The sequence below is a fragment of the Mesorhizobium sp. ESP7-2 genome, from assembly GCF_020164715.1.
Classification (GTDB): Bacteria; Pseudomonadota; Alphaproteobacteria; order Rhizobiales; family Rhizobiaceae; genus Mesorhizobium.
On the sequence record NZ_JAIUGQ010000005.1, the window covers coordinates 75,128 to 90,334 of the forward strand.

The window sequence follows — 15,207 nt, forward strand, 5'->3', positions numbered from 1 at the left end:
GTTGATATCAAACCCGAAAGACAGGATTGCCCGTGCAGGTACTCGTCCGCGACAATAACGTTGATCAGGCGCTTCGCGCGCTGAAGAAGAAGATGCAGCGCGAAGGCATTTTCCGCGAAATGAAGATGCGCGGCCACTACGAGAAGCCTTCCGAGAAGCGAGCCCGTGAAAAGGCCGAAGCCGTTCGCCGCGCTCGCAAGCTGGCCCGCAAGCGCGCACAGCGCGAAGGCCTGCTGCCGATGACCCCGCGTCCGGTCGCTGCTGGCGGTGCCGCGGGTGCAGCGCGTCCGCCGCGCTGATTATCGCCAATATTTCGTCCTTTTCGAAGGATACCAGGGTGGCGCGATGCGGAATCGCCGCCACCCTTTTATTTTGATTGTGACCCGGCCCGGAGGGGGGAACCGGACCTGAACGACGGCGCAAGTGAGGACAGGGCAGACATGAACGCAACAAGCGTGGAGCGCGGGACCGCATTGCGTGGTTTCGCCCTGACAGCGGCCCTGCTTTCCGGACTGGTGCTTGCGGGCTGCCAGACATCGGGCCCGGCCGGCGAGTTCAACAACATCGATAAGGCGCAAGGGTCGAGCGAGAACATCTCCTCGCTGTCGGCGGTCATCCAGCGCAATCCCCAGGATCCCGAAGGCTACAATGTGCGCGGTTCCGCCTATGGCCGCGGCGGCCAGTACCAGCAGGCGCTCAAGGATTTCAATCAGGCCATCCAGCTCAACCCGAATTTCTACCAGGCCTATTCGAACCGGGCTCTCATCCAGCGTTTCCTCGGCAACCAGGAAGCCGCACTCGCGGACTACAACCGTTCGATCCAGATCAACGGCAATTATGACGCCGCTTATATCGGCCGCGGCAATCTCTACCGCAAGGCCGGCCGCACCCAGGATGCCTTCAACGACTTCCAGAAAGCGATCCAGCTCGATACCACGGACGCCCGCGCCTACCACAATCGCGGCCTGATCTATCAGAGCCAGGGCCAGCACAAATTCGCCATCGAGGATTTCTCGACCGCTATCTCGCTGGCCCCTGACGCCGCCGAACCTTACAATGGCCGTGGCCTCTCCTATCTGGCGACGGGCGACGAGGACAATGCCTTCTCCGACTTCAACATGGCGATCAAGCTCGATGGCCAGAACGCCGAGGCCTGGGCCAACCAGGCGCTGATCTACGAACGGCGCGGCGACAAGGCAAAGGCGGCGAAGGCCTATCGCGAGGCCGTGCGCCTCAACCCCAGCTACCAGCCGGCCAAGGACGGCCTCGCCCGCGTCAGCTGACATCGGCTTCGTCAGGCCCGCGCCAAGCGCCCCACTGCATCGTGTGCGTGTCCGAAAGGACACGCGGCGTTGAAGATCGCCGCCAATCCGGCAACCCTGTGTTAACCCCCGCGGCAAGCCGTTGACCCTTGCCTTGTTCGCGCCAAGTTTTCGGCGGAACGGTCTGACCATTCAAGCCGTTATCACGAAGCGATTTGCGAAAGGACCCTCCCCATGATCAAGAAACTCGCCTGCGCCGCCGCCCTTGCAACGACTGTCTTCGCTGCCGCCCCCGCCAGCGCCGGTAGGTTGCAACTCGGCACGCTCGACTGCACCATCGATGGCGGCACCGGCTATATCGTGACCTCCAACAAGGGCGTGTCCTGCGTCTTCCGGCCCCATCATCACGGGCCGTCGGAGATTTATACCGGCGTCATCTCCAAGCTCGGCGTCGATGTCGGCAAGACGCATCAGGGCCAGCTCATCTGGGCGGTTTTTGCCGCGACCCGCGACCGTGACGCGGGCGACCTTGCCGGCAGCTACTACGGCGTCAACGCCGAGGCGAGCGTCGTGACCGGCGGCGGCGCCAACCTGCTGGTCGGTGGCTTCGACAGCGCCTTCATGCTGGAGCCGCTCAGCGTCCAGGCGCAGACCGGCGTCAATCTCGCCGTGGCGGTGACTTCGCTGGAGCTGATCCACTCGCTCAAATAAGTGGTTTGGAGCTCGGCTCCAGGCCCTTCACTCTGCGGCGCGGAACCGGACAGGATGGTTCCGCGCCGTTTGATTTTTGGGGGGACGAGGACAGCCATAGCCGCTGCCATCACTGCAACCTGCCGGCAAGCAGTCCATCCAGGTCGACGCTGGCTCAAACATATCTTGAAAAATCCCTTGAGCTCAACCGAGGTTGAGGTTCTACAAACCCGCCCCGAGCAAGGCCGCGTCTCGACGCCGCGCCCATGGTCCTGCCAGAAGCCTCGCGCTGGCTCCTGGCGCCATGCGGCTGCATCGCGATATGCAAAAGCAGGGGATGGACATGACTGAAATCAGCACAAACAGGGTTGATTGGCGCGCATTGTGGGCGAGCGGCGACCTGGCGCGCTTCTGCTTCATCAGCCTCGGCATCCTGCTGCACGCCACCAATGAGACTATGGTGGCCACCGTCATGCCGGCCATGGTCGGCGAACTGGCCGGCGTCCAGCTCGTCGGCTGGTCGCTGGCGATCTACGAACTTGGCGCCATCGTCGCCGGTGCCGCGGCCGGACGGCTCGTGAGCTATGTGGCGCTGCGCACCAACATGGTGGTCGCGGCTCTGCTCTACGCGGCCGGGGCGCTGATCTGCGCCACCTCGCCTTCCATGCAATTGTTCCTGGCCGGCCGTCTGATCGAGGGTCTTGGCGGCGGCGCGCTGGTGTCGCTGGCCTTCGTCTCGGTCGAGCGGCTGTTTTCGCGTGCCATCTGGCCGCAGCTTTTCGGCATCATGTCGGCGATCTGGGGCGTCGCCGCCTTCAGCGGCCCGCTACTCGGCGCAATCATGACCGAATTGCTGTCCTGGCGCTGGGCCTTCGGCGTCTTCACCCTCGGCGGCACCGCCATGGCGCTGGCAAGTTTCCTCGTGCTCGACACACCGGAAGCGACAAGACCCGGCACGAGGGCCGGCAAGGCGCCGCCCTTCCCGTTCACGGCGCTTGGCTGCCTTGCCATTGCCGTGGTGCTGATCGCCTCGGCCGGCGTCGACATCGCCCTGCTGCGTTCCTCGCTGTTGATCATCCTCGGTCTGGCGGGTCTCGCGCTGTTCTTCTACATCGATGCGCTGAAGCCGCGCTCCCGGCTGTTCCCGGCGCGGCTGTTCTCCTGGCGCACGCCGGTCGGCGCCGGCATGACCATGGTCGCCGCCTTTTCGATCGCGACCTGCTCCTTCGGCGTCTACGGGCCGCTGCTGCTGACCAGCCTGCACGACATTCCGCTGCTGACCACCGGCTATATCATCGCCGCCGAATCGATCGCCTGGTCGATCCTGTCGATCCTCGTCGCCAACGCGCCGCCACGGCGCGAACGTATGATCATCGTCTGCGGCGCCCTGATGATCGCGGCGGGCATCGCCGTCTTCGCCTACACCATACCGCTGGGCTCTATCCCGCTGATCCTGGTCTGCGCCCTGCTGCAGGGCGGCGGTTTCGGCATTGCCTGGCCGTTCCTGACCCGCGTCATCGTCGCCTCCGCGCCGGACGAGCAGACCATCGCTTCGGCCGCGGTGCCGACCATGCAGCGCATCGGTTATGCCGTGGGTGCCGCCCTTGCCGGCATCGTCGCCAATGCCAGCGGTTTTTCGCAAGGGCTGAACCATGACGCGGCCGCTGGTGTCGCGAGCTGGCTGTTCCTTGCCTTCGTGCCGCTCGGCATTCTCGGCTGCCTCGCCGCCTTGCGGACCTCGGCGGCGGCAAATCGTCCGCTCGCAGCCATTGGCTGACGCGGGGTTGTATCGGGCGGGTTATTTCACTCGACACGCAGGCGGTATCCGACGCCGGTTTCGGTGGTGATGTAGCGCGGCTGGTCGGGGGTTTTTTCGATCTTCTGCCTGAGTTGGCGCACATAGACCCTGAGATACTGCACGTCGGTCGAATCGTCCCAGATCTGCTTCAGGATGAAGTGGTGGGTCAGCACCTTGCCGGCATGCTGCACCAGGATGCGCAGTATGTCATACTCCTTCGGCGAGAGCTTCACCTCCCTGTCCTCGACCTTGACGATGCGCTTGACCAGATCGACGCTCAGGTCGCCGCTCTGGAAAACCGGCTTCTCGCCCTGTTGCTGGAACTTGTGGCGCAGCGCCACGCGGATGCGCGCCACCAGTTCGTTCATGCCGAACGGCTTGGTGACATAATCGTCGGCGCCGAGTTCGAGCGCGCTGACGATGCCGGCCTCGTCGGTGCGGCTGGAGAGGATGACGACGGGAATGTCGACGCCGTCGTCACGCCATTGGCGCAGGAGCTCATGGCCCCCCATCCCGGGCAGGCCGAGATCGAGCAACACCAGATCCGGCTTTTCCTGTTCCATCAGCTCGATAGCGACCTTGGCGTTCGGCGCCTCGCTGACCGCATACCCCTGGCTGGCGAGGCCGACCCGCAGCAGCTTGCGGATCGGCGGCTCGTCATCGACAACCAGTATCCTGACATTCGAATTGGTCATCGGGGCTGGTCCACGCCGGGCTCATCGCCGCGGTTGTCGATATCGCGCGCTTGCGCCGGCACGGGCATCCTGATGGTGAAAGCGGCACCGGGGCGGTCGGTCCGGTTGGCGGCCGCGATCGTGCCGCCCATCGCCTCGACGAAGCCACGGCAGATCGACAGGCCGAGCCCGGTGCCGGCGCGCACCTGATCGCCCTTGCGCACCCGGTAGAAGGTATCGAACACGCGTTCCAGGTCTTGCGCCGGAATGCCCGGCCCCTCGTCCATGATCTGCACGACGACGGAGCCATTGTCGGTCCATCCCTGGACACGGATCGTCGAGCCCGGCGGAGAATATTTCGAGGCATTGTCGAGAAGGTTGAACAGGACCTGCTCGAACAGCACGGGATCGAGCCGCAACATCGGCAGGTCGGGCGGAATATCGACCTCGATCTCGTGTTCGCCGGTGATCTTGCGGGCGCGGTCGAGTGCCGTGCCGACGATATCGCCGAGATAGTGGAGGGCGTAGTTGGGCTCCATCGCCCCGGACTCGATCTTGGTCATGTCGAGCAGGTTGGCGATGAAGCGGTTCAGCCGTTCCGATTCGTCGATCACAGTCGACAGAAGCTCCACCCTGTCCTGCTCGGGCAGGTCGGGCGCGAATTCCTTGAGTGTGCCGGCCGCGCCCATGATGGCCGAGAGCGGCGTTTTCAGGTCATGTGAAATCGATGTCAGCAGCGCCGAGCGCAGCCGGTCAGCCTCGGCGGCGAGCTTGGCACGGTCGACATCGGCGACGAGCTGGACGCGTTCGATCGCCACCGCCGCCTGGTCGGCCAGCGCGTCGAGCAGCCGCTGCTGCTCGGGCGTCAGCAGCGGGCCCTGCTTGTCATTGTCGAGGCCGACGACGCCGATCGCCGTGCGCCCCGTACGCAAGGGGAGATAGAGGCGCTTGGCGCCAGGCAGCGTGTCCGCGCCGCGTCCTGCGGCGCGGTTGTGCTCCCAGGCCCAGCGGGCGGCGGCGATGTCGGCCTCGGCCAGCGTGTCGTCGGGCGGATAGCCTGCCTTGACTGTGATGGTGCCATCTTCCGGCAGAAGCAGCACCACGCGCAGCTTCAGCATCGAGGCGATCTGGAAGGCGGTGGCCCAGAGCACGTCATCGAGCGTGCCGGCGCCGGCGAGCTTCTTGGAGAACAGATAGATGTCTTCGGTTGCCCGCGCCCGCGAGCGGGCGGCGGCGGCCTGACGCTGCACGCGCGCCGTCAGGTTGCTGGCGATGACGGCAACGGCGAAGAAGACGGCAATCGCAACGATGCTCTCCGGATCCCGGATCGTCAGCGTGTAGCGCGGCTCGAGGAAGAAATAGTTGAAGGCAAGTGTGCTCAGGAAACAGGCGTAGAGCGCCGGCCAGAGACCCCCGGCCACCGCCGATGTCAACACGGAGAGCAGGAAGACGATCGCCAGGTTGCGAACGTCGAGAAACTGGTCGAGGGCGGAGCTGACGGCCAATGATCCGGCAACGTAAGCGGTAGCCAGCAAATACGGCTTGGGCTGGAACCGCCTCTGCTCGGCGGCCGCGCTCACTCTCCTGGAAGGCGTCTCGGTGTCCCGCTCCGTTCCGGAGATGACATGGACGCTGATGTCGCCGGCATTGCGGATCAGATCGTAGGTGAGCGACCCCTCGATCAGTTCCCGCCAGCGCGAACGGGTCGGCCTGCCGACCACGATGTGCGTAAAATTGTTCACCGTCGCGTGGCGCACGATATCCTGTGCCAGGTTCTGCCCTGGAATGGTCGTCACCTCGGCGCCGAGCTGCTCGGCCAGGCGCAGGAGTGTGGCGAGCCTGTCCTTGTCGTCCTCGGACATGCCGGCCGAGCGAGGCGTGTCGACATGAAGCGCCGTCCACGGCGCACGAAGCCTGTCGGCCAGCCTGCGTGCATAGCGAATGCGGGCTGCACCGCCCGGACGCGCATCGACGCAGACGAGAACCCGTTCCCCGGCAGCCCACGGACCCTGGATGGCGTGGGACTGCATGTGGTTGAGCAACTGCTCGTCAACGCGCTGGGCGGTACGGCGCAACGCCAGTTCCCGCAACGCCGTCAGATTGCCCGGCGAAAAATAGTTCTCGACGGCACGCTGCGCCGTGTTGGGGAAATAGACCTTCCCCTCCTCCAGCCGCTTGATCAGGTCGTCGGGCGTCAGGTCGATGATTTCGACGTCATCGGCCTGGTCGATGATGGAATCGGGCACCGTCTCGCGCACCCTGACCCGCGTGATCTGGGCGACGACGTCGTTCAGGCTTTCGACGTGCTGGATGTTGAGCGTCGTATAGACGTCGATGCCCCGCGCCAGGATTTCCCGGACGTCGAGATAGCGCTTGGGGTGGCGGCTGCCGGACGCGTTGGTGTGGGCGAGTTCGTCGACCAGGACCAGCGCCGGGTGCCTGGCAAGGATGGCGTCGATGTCCATCTCGTCGAGGACACGCCCTTTGTAGTCGACCTTGCGGCGGGCAATGACTTCATACCCCTCGACCAGGGCCTGGGTTTCCTTGCGGCCATGCGCCTCGACCACGCCGACCACCACGTCGACGCCGTCGGCCAGCCTGGCACGGCCCGACATCAGCATCTCGTAAGTCTTGCCGACACCCGGTGCCGCGCCGAGGAATATGCGCAGACGGCCGCGCCCTTCCCGCTCGGCATGCTCGAGCAGCGCGTCGGGGGATGGTCTGTTTTCGACGTTGCTTCTGTCGTTCGGCATCGGATCCGATCATGAATGGCGCCGGGGACCGTGTCGATCCCCGGCGCCGGCCATCACCTATTTCGCGGCATCCAGCGCCAGGTTGAGAGCCAGCACATTGACCGCCGGCTCGCCGAGCACGCCCAGTTCCCGGTCCTCGACCTGACTGTCGACGAGCGCCTTGAGCTTGGCTTCGTCGATGCCTCTGGCCTTGGCCACGCGCGGAACCTGGAAATAAGCGGCCTGCGGGCTGATCTGCGGGTCGAGGCCGCTGCCGGATGTGGTCACAAGGTCCATCGGCACCGGCTGGTTCGAGTTCTCCGCCGTCAGCTTCTCCGCATCGCCCTTGATGCGTTCGATCAGCTTCGGGTTGGTCGGGCCGAGATTGGAGCCACCCGAGGCGCCGGCATCATAGCCATTGCCCGCGGCTGAAGGTCGTCCGTGGAAATACTTGTCGCTGGCGAAGGCCTGGCCGATCAGTTCAGAACCGATCACCTTACCGTCCTTCTCGATCAGGCTGCCATTGGCCTGGCGCGGGAACAGCGCCTGGGCGATGCCGGTCATGCCCAAGGGATAGATGAGCCCGGTCAGCACGGTGAAGAAGACGATCATGATGATCGCGGGTCTGATTTGCTTGAGCATCGCAATGATCCTTATGCAAGGCCGAGCGCCGTGACGGCCATGTCGATTGTCTTGATGCCGACGAATGGCACGACGATGCCGCCGAGGCCGTAGACGAGAAGGTTGCGGCTGAGCAGCGCGCCGGCGCCGATCGCCCGGTACTTCACCCCGCGCAGCGACAGCGGGATCAACGCGATGATGATCAGCGCGTTGAAGATGATGGCCGACAGGATGGCGCTCTGCGGTGTCGCAAGGTGCATGATGTTGAGCGCCTGCAGCGGGCCGGTCGTCTGGCCGGGCGCGACGTAGAAGACGGCGAACATGGCCGGGATGATGGCGAAGTACTTGGCAACGTCATTGGCGATCGAGAAGGTCGTCAGCGAACCGCGCGTCATCAACAACGCCTTGCCGATCTCGACGATCTCGATGAGCTTGGTCGGATCGCTGTCGAGGTCGACCATGTTGCCGGCCTCGCGGGCGGCGACCGTGCCGGTGTTCATGGCGACGCCGACATCGGCCTGCGCAAGGGCCGGCGCATCGTTGGTGCCGTCGCCGCACATGGCGACCAGCTTGCCCTTGGCCTGCTCGTCGCGGATCAGCTTCAGCTTGTCCTCGGGCGTTGCCTGGGCGAGGAAGTCGTCGACGCCGGCTTCCGCCGCGATGGCTGCCGCCGTCATCGGATTGTCACCGGTGATCATCACCGTGCGGATGCCCATGCTGCGCAGCTCGGCGAAGCGCTCGCGGATGCCGCCCTTCACGATGTCCTTGAGATGGACGACGCCGAGCAGCCGCCCGTCCCTCTCGACCGCCAGCGGCGTACCGCCTGATTTGGCGACCTCGTCGGCGATCGCCTGCAGGTCGCGCACGGTATCGCCTCCAGGCCGTGTGCCATGCGTGGCCGATGTCGACTGTCTGACATAGGTCAGGATCGAATCGACCGCGCCCTTGCGCACCGAGGAGCCGTCTATGTCGACTCCGCTCATGCGGGTCTGCGCGGTGAAGGGCACGAAAGTGGCGTGCAATGTCGCCATGTCGCGGGCACGGATGGCATATTTCTCCTTGGCCAGCACCACGATCGAGCGGCCCTCCGGTGTCTCGTCGGCGAGCGAGGCAAGCTGTGCCGCGTCGGCCAGCTCCTGCTCGCTGACGCCCTTGACCGGGCGGAACTCGGTCGCCTGGCGATTGCCGAGCGTGATCGTGCCGGTCTTGTCGAGCAGCAGCGTGTCGACGTCGCCGGCGGCTTCCACGGCGCGGCCCGACATGGCCAGCACGTTGAAGCGCACCAGGCGGTCCATGCCGGCAATGCCGATGGCCGACAGCAGCGCACCGATCGTGGTCGGGATGAGCGTCACGAACAGCGCGACGAGCACGGTCACCGAAATGTAGCCGCCCGAGTAGGAGGCGAAGCTCGGGATGGTCGCGGTGGCCAGAACGAAGATCAGCGTCATGCCGACGAGCAGGATGTTGAGCGCTATCTCGTTCGGCGTCTTCTGGCGCTCGGCGCCCTCGACCAGCGAGATCATGCGGTCGAGGAAAGTATGGCCGGCGGCGGCGGTGATGCGCACGCGGATCCAGTCGGAGAGCACCTGCGTGCCGCCGGTGACCGCCGAGCGGTCGCCGCCGGATTCGCGGATGACCGGCGCGGACTCGCCCGTGATCGCCGCCTCGTTGACCGAGGCGACGCCTTCCACCACCTCGCCGTCGGACGGGATGATGTCGCCGGCCTCGACGAGAACGATGTCGCCGACCTTCAAACCGGTGCCCGGCACCAGCTTGAATTTCGTCCGATCCTCGCCGGCCAAAAGCTTGGCCTGGGTTTCGGTGCGCGCCTTGCGCAGCGAATCCGCCTGTGCCTTGCCGCGACCTTCGGCGACGGCTTCGGCGAAATTGGCAAACAGCACGGTGAACCACAGCCAGATGATGATCTGCAGCGTGAAGCGCGGATCGCCGCCTCCGGTGACGAGGTCCTTGACGAACAGCACCGATGTCAGTGCCGAGACGACGGCGACGACGAACATCACCGGGTTGCGGGCCAGCGTGCGCGGATCGAGTTTGCGGAAGGCACCGCCAATGGCGGGCCACAGGATGCCGGCATCCATGATGTTGGCCGATTTTGAGTGGCTCATTTTGAAGCTCCGGCTTCAATGTTGATGTGCGGCACCGATTGGTCGGTCCGGAAAAAGATGAGGAAGTCCGTAGGCCAGCAGCCAGAGCGCGATCATGGCGGCGGCAAGCCCAAGAAATGTCGACAGGGTCGGGAAAGGAGGCGGCATTCCCTCCTTCTCCGGATCGGCCCGATGCCTGACATTGCGGCGCTTGTTGTTGAACCAGGACATGTCCGCCTCAGAATGTCTGTCCATGGATCATCGCCAGGTGCTCGACAACAGGTCCGACGGCGAGCCCCGGGAAGAAGGTCAGGCCGCCGACGATGACGATGACGCCGACCAGCAGCCCGACGAACAGCGGGCCGTCGGTCGGGAAGGTGCCTGCCGAGGCGGGCACGGTCTTCTTCGCCGCCAGCGCGCCGGCGATGGCGAGCGCTGGGATGATGACCAGGAAACGGCCCATCAGCATGCCGATGCCGAGCGTGATGTTGTACCAGGGCGTGTTGCCGCTGAGACCGCCGAAGGCGGACCCGTTGTTGGCCGCCGCCGAGGTGTAGGCATAGAGGATTTCGGAGAAGCCGTGCGGCCCGCCATTGGCGATCGAGGCCACCGCGCTCGGCAGCACCACCGCGATGGCCGTGAAGACCAGCATCGCCAGCGGCAGGCACAGGATGGCCAGCATCGCCATCTTGACCTCCTTGGCCTCGATCTTCTTGCCGAGATATTCAGGCGTGCGGCCGACCATCAGGCCGGCGACGAAGACGGCGATCAGGATGAACATCAGCATGCCGTAGAAACCCGCGCCGACGCCGCCGACGATGACCTCGCCAAGCTGCATGTTGATGAGCGGGATCATGCCGCCGAGCGCGGTGAACGAGTCATGCATGGCATTGACCGCGCCGCATGAGGCCGCCGTGGTGATGACCGCGAACAGCGCCGAGAGCGCGATGCCGAAACGGGTCTCCTTGCCTTCCATATTGCCACCGTCGATGCCGAGCGCATGGACCAGCGGATTGCCCGCGGCTTCCGCCCAATAGCAGACGGCGACGCCGGCGATGAACAGCGCGCCCATCGAGGCCAGGATTGCCCAACCCTGACGCTTGTTACCGACCATGCGGCCGAAGACGTTGGTCAAGGCAGCGCCGATGACGAAAATCGACAGCATCTGGATCAGGTTGGAGGTGGCGTCGGGATTCTCGAAGGGATGTGCCGCGTTGGCATTGAAGAAACCACCGCCATTGGTGCCGAGCATCTTGATGGCGACCTGCGAGGCGACCGGGCCGAGCGCGATCGTCTGCCTGGCGCCCTCCAGCGTCGTGGCATCCACGTAAGGCCCGAGCGTCTGCGGCATGCCGAGCCAGACATAGACCAGGGTGAGCACGATGCAGAGCGGCAAAAGCACATAGAGCGTGGCGCGCGTCATATCGACCCAGAAATTACCGATCGATCTTCCGGAGGAGCGCGCAAATCCGCGGATCAGCGCAATCGCAATGGCGATGCCAGTAGCGGCCGAAACGAAATTCTGGACCGTCAGGCCGGCCATCTGCACGAGGTAGGACATCGTGCTTTCGCCGCCGTAGTTCTGCCAGTTGGTGTTGGTCATGAAGCTGGCGGCGGTGTTGAAGGCGAGCGCCGGGTCGACCGCGCTCATGCCGGCCGGATTGTAGGGCAGGCTGCCTTGCAGGCGCTGCAGGACATAGAGCACCAGGAAGCCCGCCAGGTTGAACAGCAGCAGGGCCACCGCATAGGTGGTCCAATGCTGTTCCTCGCGCTCGCTGGTTCCGCAAATGCGGTAGAGCCCCCGCTCGAGCGGGCGGAAGACTGGCGAAAGCGGCGTGCGATCGCCTTTGAAGACGCGGTGCATGTAGAAGCCAAGCGGCTTCACCAGCAAAGCGAGGATCCCGCAATAGAGGACGATCTGTATCCACCCGTTCAGTGTCATGGCTGTGGCTTTCCGCGCCTTCAGAAGCGTTCTGGACGAATGAGGGCGTAGGTGAGGTAAGCAAGCAAGAACAAGGTTACGCCTCCACCGAGGATGTAATCGAAAAGCATGATTCGATCCTTCCGCTCAGATTCTGTCGCAGGCTTTGACGTAGACGAGGGATAGAGCGAAGAACAAAACCCCGATCCCGACAACAATGACGTCCATGATTGCCTTCCTTGCTTCTACTTTGTCTTTCGGCCACGATGGAAGAGGCCAAAAACCGTTCGCGCTTGCTCGTCGCCTCGATGGCGACGGCATTCAAAGCTTCTGTGGCGTGTTATATGGACCCGATCGCCATAAAGGTTCGAGACGGGGCGGATGGGAAAGAAATAGGAATTTTATAAAGGTTTTCGGGGTGGGCGGCGGGCCACCCTAGACGCAGTGACGCGCTATAGATGCCGTTGCACCCAGTCGCATCCAATGGCATTCTGAGGATTTATGGCGGAGAGAGCGGGATTCGAACCCGCGTTACGGTCTCCCGTAAACACACTTTCCAGGCGTGCGCCTTCAACCACTCGGCCACCTCTCCGTCCTTGCATTTTTCGCGATGGCCGGTTTCGCCGCGCGGGTTGGGGACAATGCAGTCCCTTCAGGGAGGCCGGTACGCGATATCAGCGCCGTGGATGCCGCCAACCAGCGAACACCTTCCCTTCGCACCTGAGCCGTCGAAGCAACAGGCGCGGGGCTCATCTAGTCGATCCCGCGCCGAATGCCAAGCCATAACGGCAGTCTATTCGCTTTGCCGGCCACACACCGCTCCGCCAGGGCGCGCTCGCGCCCGTCTTTCAGGCTGCCGCCCCCCGAATGATGTGCACAGCCAAGGCCACAAGGCCGGCCGCGCTTGACTTCGCGGCGGGCCACCTGTCGAGTGAAACGGAGGCTTTGCGGGGGCATCGTCCGGACATGACATCAAGCAATGAACAACCGGCCAGTGGGCAGCAGCCAGTCGGGCGCCCAGGCAGCGACCTGTCTTATGTCCCGGTGGGCTGGCTCATCTTCGTCATGGCGTGGTCGGTCTACGGCCTGGCCTCGGCCTGGTGGCTGACCGGCAATTCCGGCCTGCCGGACAGGATCTTCTATTTCCTCCTAGGCGGGCTTGCCGTCGACGTCATCACCATCCTGTGGGGGCTTTACCTGCTCGGCCTTGCCTTTGGCCGCTCGGCGCGCTTCCCGCGCCACTTCATCATATGGCAGGTGGCGACCATCGTCTGGGTGCTGGCGAGGCTGGCCTATGTGCTGGCCGTGCCCGATTTCGTCTTCTCGGCCAGGAGCTTGCTCATAGCCGGCGCCGAGATCGCCATCGGCCTGCTCTGCATCTATCTGCTGCGCCGCGGCTCCGGCGCCGAAGGCGTCTATTCCAGGCCGTCGACCGAAGCGCCGTCGGTCTTCGTTTCCGTCGTCGCTGCCTTGCTCGGCATCATCCTGGGCGCGGTCATCGGCGCCGTTGGCGGCTTCCTGGCTGGCTCGGTGATCGCCGATGTCGCCGAGGTCAGTTGCTTCGAGGGCGGCTGCGGCTACTTTGCGGCCTTCATCGGACTGGCCGGGCTGGTGGTCGGCGCCATTGCCGGAGGCATTCTTGCCGTCTTGCTCGTTCACCGCCGCGGGCGCAAGCCAGTCGCATAGGGTTCAGAAGGCGCCGCCTTCAAATTCGCGTATCGCGATTGCGGACAAACCGCACGCATTCTATTTCTGGTTTCGGGACATGTGCCGGAGGTCTCCTGGTTAGCGTCCAGGATCAGCCGGGGGAGAGCCTTGATGTTTCGCTTCGTCTTTCGTCTTGCGGCCATGATCGCGCTGTCGGTTTCCGTCATCATGGCGGTGCTCGACACGACGCGCACGGTGGCGGCTTCGGCCCTTGTGCTGACCCCGCTCAACGCGAGCTGGCTGGCCGTCTCGCCGGACACGCGGGCCGCCTTCGAAAGCTTCGTGCGCGCCAAGGCCAGTCCACTGCTGTGGGATGGCGCCATCGCCTGGGTGCTCAACCAGCCGGGCTTTGCCGTCTTCGCGGTGCTGGCTTTCCTGCTTTACGCCATCGGCTACCGGCGGCAGCGGCGCACGGGACAGTTCGCCGCGAACTGACCCGGCGCCATTCCGGCCACCTCCCGACGGCTTGCGCGCAAGGAGCGGATCGCAGCGTGGCTTGCCCGTGGCACGCTTTTCCAAAAGGTCAAAATTCCGCGTGAATTTTGTTTCGGGCCGTGCCAGATTGCCCGGGAGCTGGAGGGGAATACACTCCTGGCTGACGTCGTTTGCCGGCCGGAGAACCGGGCAGGCAGGCGGTGCGTAACGGAAAAAATAACCGACAGGGTGTGGATCACATGAAACGTATCGTTCTCGGCCTCCTGGCCGCAACCGCAATGGTTCTTCCGGCTTTCGCCGCGGATGTCCAGCCGGCCATCCTCTATGATCTGGGCGGCAAGTTCGACAAATCCTTCAACGAGGCTGCCTACCACGGCGCCGAGAAGTTCAAGACCGAGACCGGCACCCCCTATGTCGAGTTCGAAGTGTCGAACGCCTCGCAGCGCGAGCAGGCGCTGCGCCGCTTCGCCGAGGACGGCCACAACCCGATCGTCATGGCCGGCTTTGCCTGGGAGGATGCGCTGAAGAAGATCGCGGCCGAATATCCGGACCTCAACTTCGCGATCATCGACGATGCCGTCGACCTGCCCAACGTCCGCTCGCTGGTGTTCAAGGAGAATGAAGGCTCCTATCTCGTCGGCATCATGGCGGCGATGGCGTCGAAGTCGAAGAAGGTTTCCTTCGTCGGCGGCATGGACATCCCGCTGATCCGCAAGTTCGAATGCGGCTATGTCGGCGGCGCCAAGTCGGCCGGCGCGACCGAAGTCATCCAGAACATGACCGGCGACACGCCGGCCGCCTGGAATGACCCGGCCAAGGGCGGCGAAATCGCCAAGACCCAGATCGACCAGGGCTCCGACGTGGTCTATGCGGCCGCCGGCGGCACCGGCGTTGGTGTGTTGCAGGCGGCGGCGGATGCCGGCAAGCTTGGCATCGGCGTCGATTCCAACCAGAACGGGCTGCAGCCCGGCAAGGTGCTGACCTCGATGCTGAAGCGCGTCGACGTTGCCGTCTACACCGCCTTCATGGATGGCAAGAACGGCACCTTCAAGGGCGGCGTCGAGAATCTCGGCCTCAAGGAAGGCGGCGTCGACTACGCCATGGACGACAACAACAAGGCGCTGGTGACCGACGAAATGAAGGCGGCCGTCGAAAAGGCCAAAGCCGACATCATCGCCGGCAAGATCCAGGTGCACGACTACACCGCTGACAACGCCTGCCCCTATTGATCGGTGGCCATACGGCAATGACTGGAACCGCCG

Annotated in this window: 14 protein-coding genes and 1 tRNA gene; 7 read left to right on the forward strand and 8 right to left on the reverse strand. The window is 64.4% G+C overall.

Annotation, left to right across the window (positions count from 1 at the left end):
• Window positions 1-32: 32 nt before the first annotated feature.
• The 4 genes from rpsU (at window position 33) to LB543_RS07170 (ending at window position 3,729) form a co-directional block, all read left to right on the forward strand.
• Window positions 33-299 carry a 30S ribosomal protein S21 gene (gene rpsU / locus LB543_RS07155; protein WP_010911429.1) on the forward strand — a complete coding sequence of 89 codons (267 nt, stop codon included), beginning with the start codon at window positions 33-35 and terminating at the stop codon, window positions 297-299.
• A 141-nt stretch (window positions 300-440) separates the two neighbouring features.
• On the forward strand, window positions 441-1,283 hold the full coding sequence (locus LB543_RS07160; protein WP_140756152.1) for a tetratricopeptide repeat protein: 843 nt from the start codon (window positions 441-443) through the stop codon (window positions 1,281-1,283).
• 213 nt (window positions 1,284-1,496) lie between these two features.
• The gene (locus LB543_RS07165) at window positions 1,497-1,973 is read left to right on the forward strand and encodes a DUF992 domain-containing protein (protein ID WP_140756154.1); all 477 of its coding nucleotides are present in this window, start codon (window positions 1,497-1,499) and stop codon (window positions 1,971-1,973) included.
• A gap of 322 nt (window positions 1,974-2,295) precedes the next feature.
• Window positions 2,296-3,729, forward strand: a complete 1,434-nt coding sequence (locus LB543_RS07170; protein ID WP_224613589.1) for an MFS transporter — start codon at window positions 2,296-2,298, stop codon at window positions 3,727-3,729.
• Between the two features lie 26 nt (window positions 3,730-3,755).
• On the opposite strand, the gene LB543_RS07175 is transcribed toward LB543_RS07170, so the two are convergent.
• The 8 genes from LB543_RS07175 to LB543_RS07210 form a co-directional block, all read right to left on the reverse strand.
• The gene (locus LB543_RS07175; RefSeq protein WP_224613590.1) at window positions 3,756-4,445 is read right to left on the reverse strand and encodes a response regulator transcription factor; all 690 of its coding nucleotides are present in this window, start codon (window positions 4,443-4,445) and stop codon (window positions 3,756-3,758) included.
• Window positions 4,442-7,177, reverse strand: coding sequence for a sensor histidine kinase (locus LB543_RS07180; protein ID WP_224613591.1), 2,736 nt, complete (start codon window positions 7,175-7,177; stop codon window positions 4,442-4,444). Before LB543_RS07180 ends, LB543_RS07175 begins: the two co-directional genes overlap by 4 nt.
• 57 nt (window positions 7,178-7,234) lie before the next feature.
• Window positions 7,235-7,798 carry a potassium-transporting ATPase subunit KdpC gene (gene kdpC / locus LB543_RS07185; RefSeq protein ID WP_224613592.1) on the reverse strand — a complete coding sequence of 188 codons (564 nt, stop codon included), beginning with the start codon at window positions 7,796-7,798 and terminating at the stop codon, window positions 7,235-7,237.
• Between the two features lie 11 nt (window positions 7,799-7,809).
• A complete protein-coding gene (kdpB, locus tag LB543_RS07190; protein ID WP_224613593.1) occupies window positions 7,810-9,903 on the reverse strand; it encodes a potassium-transporting ATPase subunit KdpB in 2,094 nt (697 codons plus the stop codon).
• 15 nt (window positions 9,904-9,918) lie between these two features.
• Window positions 9,919-10,113: a hypothetical protein gene (locus tag LB543_RS07195; protein ID WP_224613594.1), complete on the reverse strand. Its 195-nt coding sequence runs from the start codon at window positions 10,111-10,113 to the stop codon at window positions 9,919-9,921.
• Window positions 10,114-10,120: 7 nt separating this feature from the next.
• Window positions 10,121-11,824, reverse strand: a complete 1,704-nt coding sequence (gene kdpA, locus LB543_RS07200; protein WP_224613595.1) for a potassium-transporting ATPase subunit KdpA — start codon at window positions 11,822-11,824, stop codon at window positions 10,121-10,123.
• 20 nt (window positions 11,825-11,844) lie between these two features.
• Window positions 11,845-11,934, reverse strand: a complete 90-nt coding sequence (gene kdpF / locus LB543_RS07205; RefSeq protein ID WP_032919213.1) for a K(+)-transporting ATPase subunit F — start codon at window positions 11,932-11,934, stop codon at window positions 11,845-11,847.
• A 371-nt stretch (window positions 11,935-12,305) separates the two neighbouring features.
• A tRNA-Ser gene (locus LB543_RS07210) sits at window positions 12,306-12,395 on the reverse strand.
• A gap of 374 nt (window positions 12,396-12,769) precedes the next feature.
• Between LB543_RS07210 and LB543_RS07215 the strand changes: the two genes are divergently transcribed.
• From LB543_RS07215 to LB543_RS07225, 3 genes are all read left to right on the forward strand, one after another.
• The gene (locus LB543_RS07215; protein WP_224613596.1) at window positions 12,770-13,489 is read left to right on the forward strand and encodes a DUF2569 domain-containing protein; all 720 of its coding nucleotides are present in this window, start codon (window positions 12,770-12,772) and stop codon (window positions 13,487-13,489) included.
• 132 nt (window positions 13,490-13,621) lie between these two features.
• Window positions 13,622-13,945 (forward strand): hypothetical protein, encoded by a 324-nt coding sequence (locus LB543_RS07220; protein ID WP_140811520.1) that lies wholly within the window; start codon window positions 13,622-13,624, stop codon window positions 13,943-13,945.
• A gap of 239 nt (window positions 13,946-14,184) precedes the next feature.
• Complete coding sequence (locus LB543_RS07225; RefSeq protein ID WP_140756210.1) at window positions 14,185-15,174, forward strand: BMP family protein; 990 nt, start codon at window positions 14,185-14,187, stop codon at window positions 15,172-15,174.
• Window positions 15,175-15,207 lie beyond the last annotated feature (33 nt).

What these genes read in the sequence shown, in the direction of transcription:
- LB543_RS07215 (WP_224613596.1), top strand. Translation starts at nt 12,770, where the DNA reads ATGACATCAAGCAATGAACAACCGGCCAGTGGGCAGCAGCCAGTCGGG.
- kdpB (WP_224613593.1), bottom strand. Translation starts at nt 9,903, where the DNA reads ATGAGCCACTCAAAATCGGCCAACATCATGGATGCCGGCATCCTGTGG.
- kdpA (WP_224613595.1), bottom strand. Translation starts at nt 11,824, where the DNA reads ATGACACTGAACGGGTGGATACAGATCGTCCTCTATTGCGGGATCCTC.
- LB543_RS07195 (WP_224613594.1), bottom strand. Translation starts at nt 10,113, where the DNA reads ATGTCCTGGTTCAACAACAAGCGCCGCAATGTCAGGCATCGGGCCGAT.
- kdpC (WP_224613592.1), bottom strand. Translation starts at nt 7,798, where the DNA reads ATGCTCAAGCAAATCAGACCCGCGATCATCATGATCGTCTTCTTCACC.
- LB543_RS07180 (WP_224613591.1), bottom strand. Translation starts at nt 7,177, where the DNA reads ATGCCGAACGACAGAAGCAACGTCGAAAACAGACCATCCCCCGACGCG.
- LB543_RS07170 (WP_224613589.1), top strand. Translation starts at nt 2,296, where the DNA reads ATGACTGAAATCAGCACAAACAGGGTTGATTGGCGCGCATTGTGGGCG.
- LB543_RS07225 (WP_140756210.1), top strand. Translation starts at nt 14,185, where the DNA reads ATGAAACGTATCGTTCTCGGCCTCCTGGCCGCAACCGCAATGGTTCTT.
- LB543_RS07220 (WP_140811520.1), top strand. Translation starts at nt 13,622, where the DNA reads ATGTTTCGCTTCGTCTTTCGTCTTGCGGCCATGATCGCGCTGTCGGTT.
- LB543_RS07160 (WP_140756152.1), top strand. Translation starts at nt 441, where the DNA reads ATGAACGCAACAAGCGTGGAGCGCGGGACCGCATTGCGTGGTTTCGCC.
- LB543_RS07175 (WP_224613590.1), bottom strand. Translation starts at nt 4,445, where the DNA reads ATGACCAATTCGAATGTCAGGATACTGGTTGTCGATGACGAGCCGCCG.
- kdpF (WP_032919213.1), bottom strand. Translation starts at nt 11,934, where the DNA reads ATGCTTTTCGATTACATCCTCGGTGGAGGCGTAACCTTGTTCTTGCTT.
- LB543_RS07165 (WP_140756154.1), top strand. Translation starts at nt 1,497, where the DNA reads ATGATCAAGAAACTCGCCTGCGCCGCCGCCCTTGCAACGACTGTCTTC.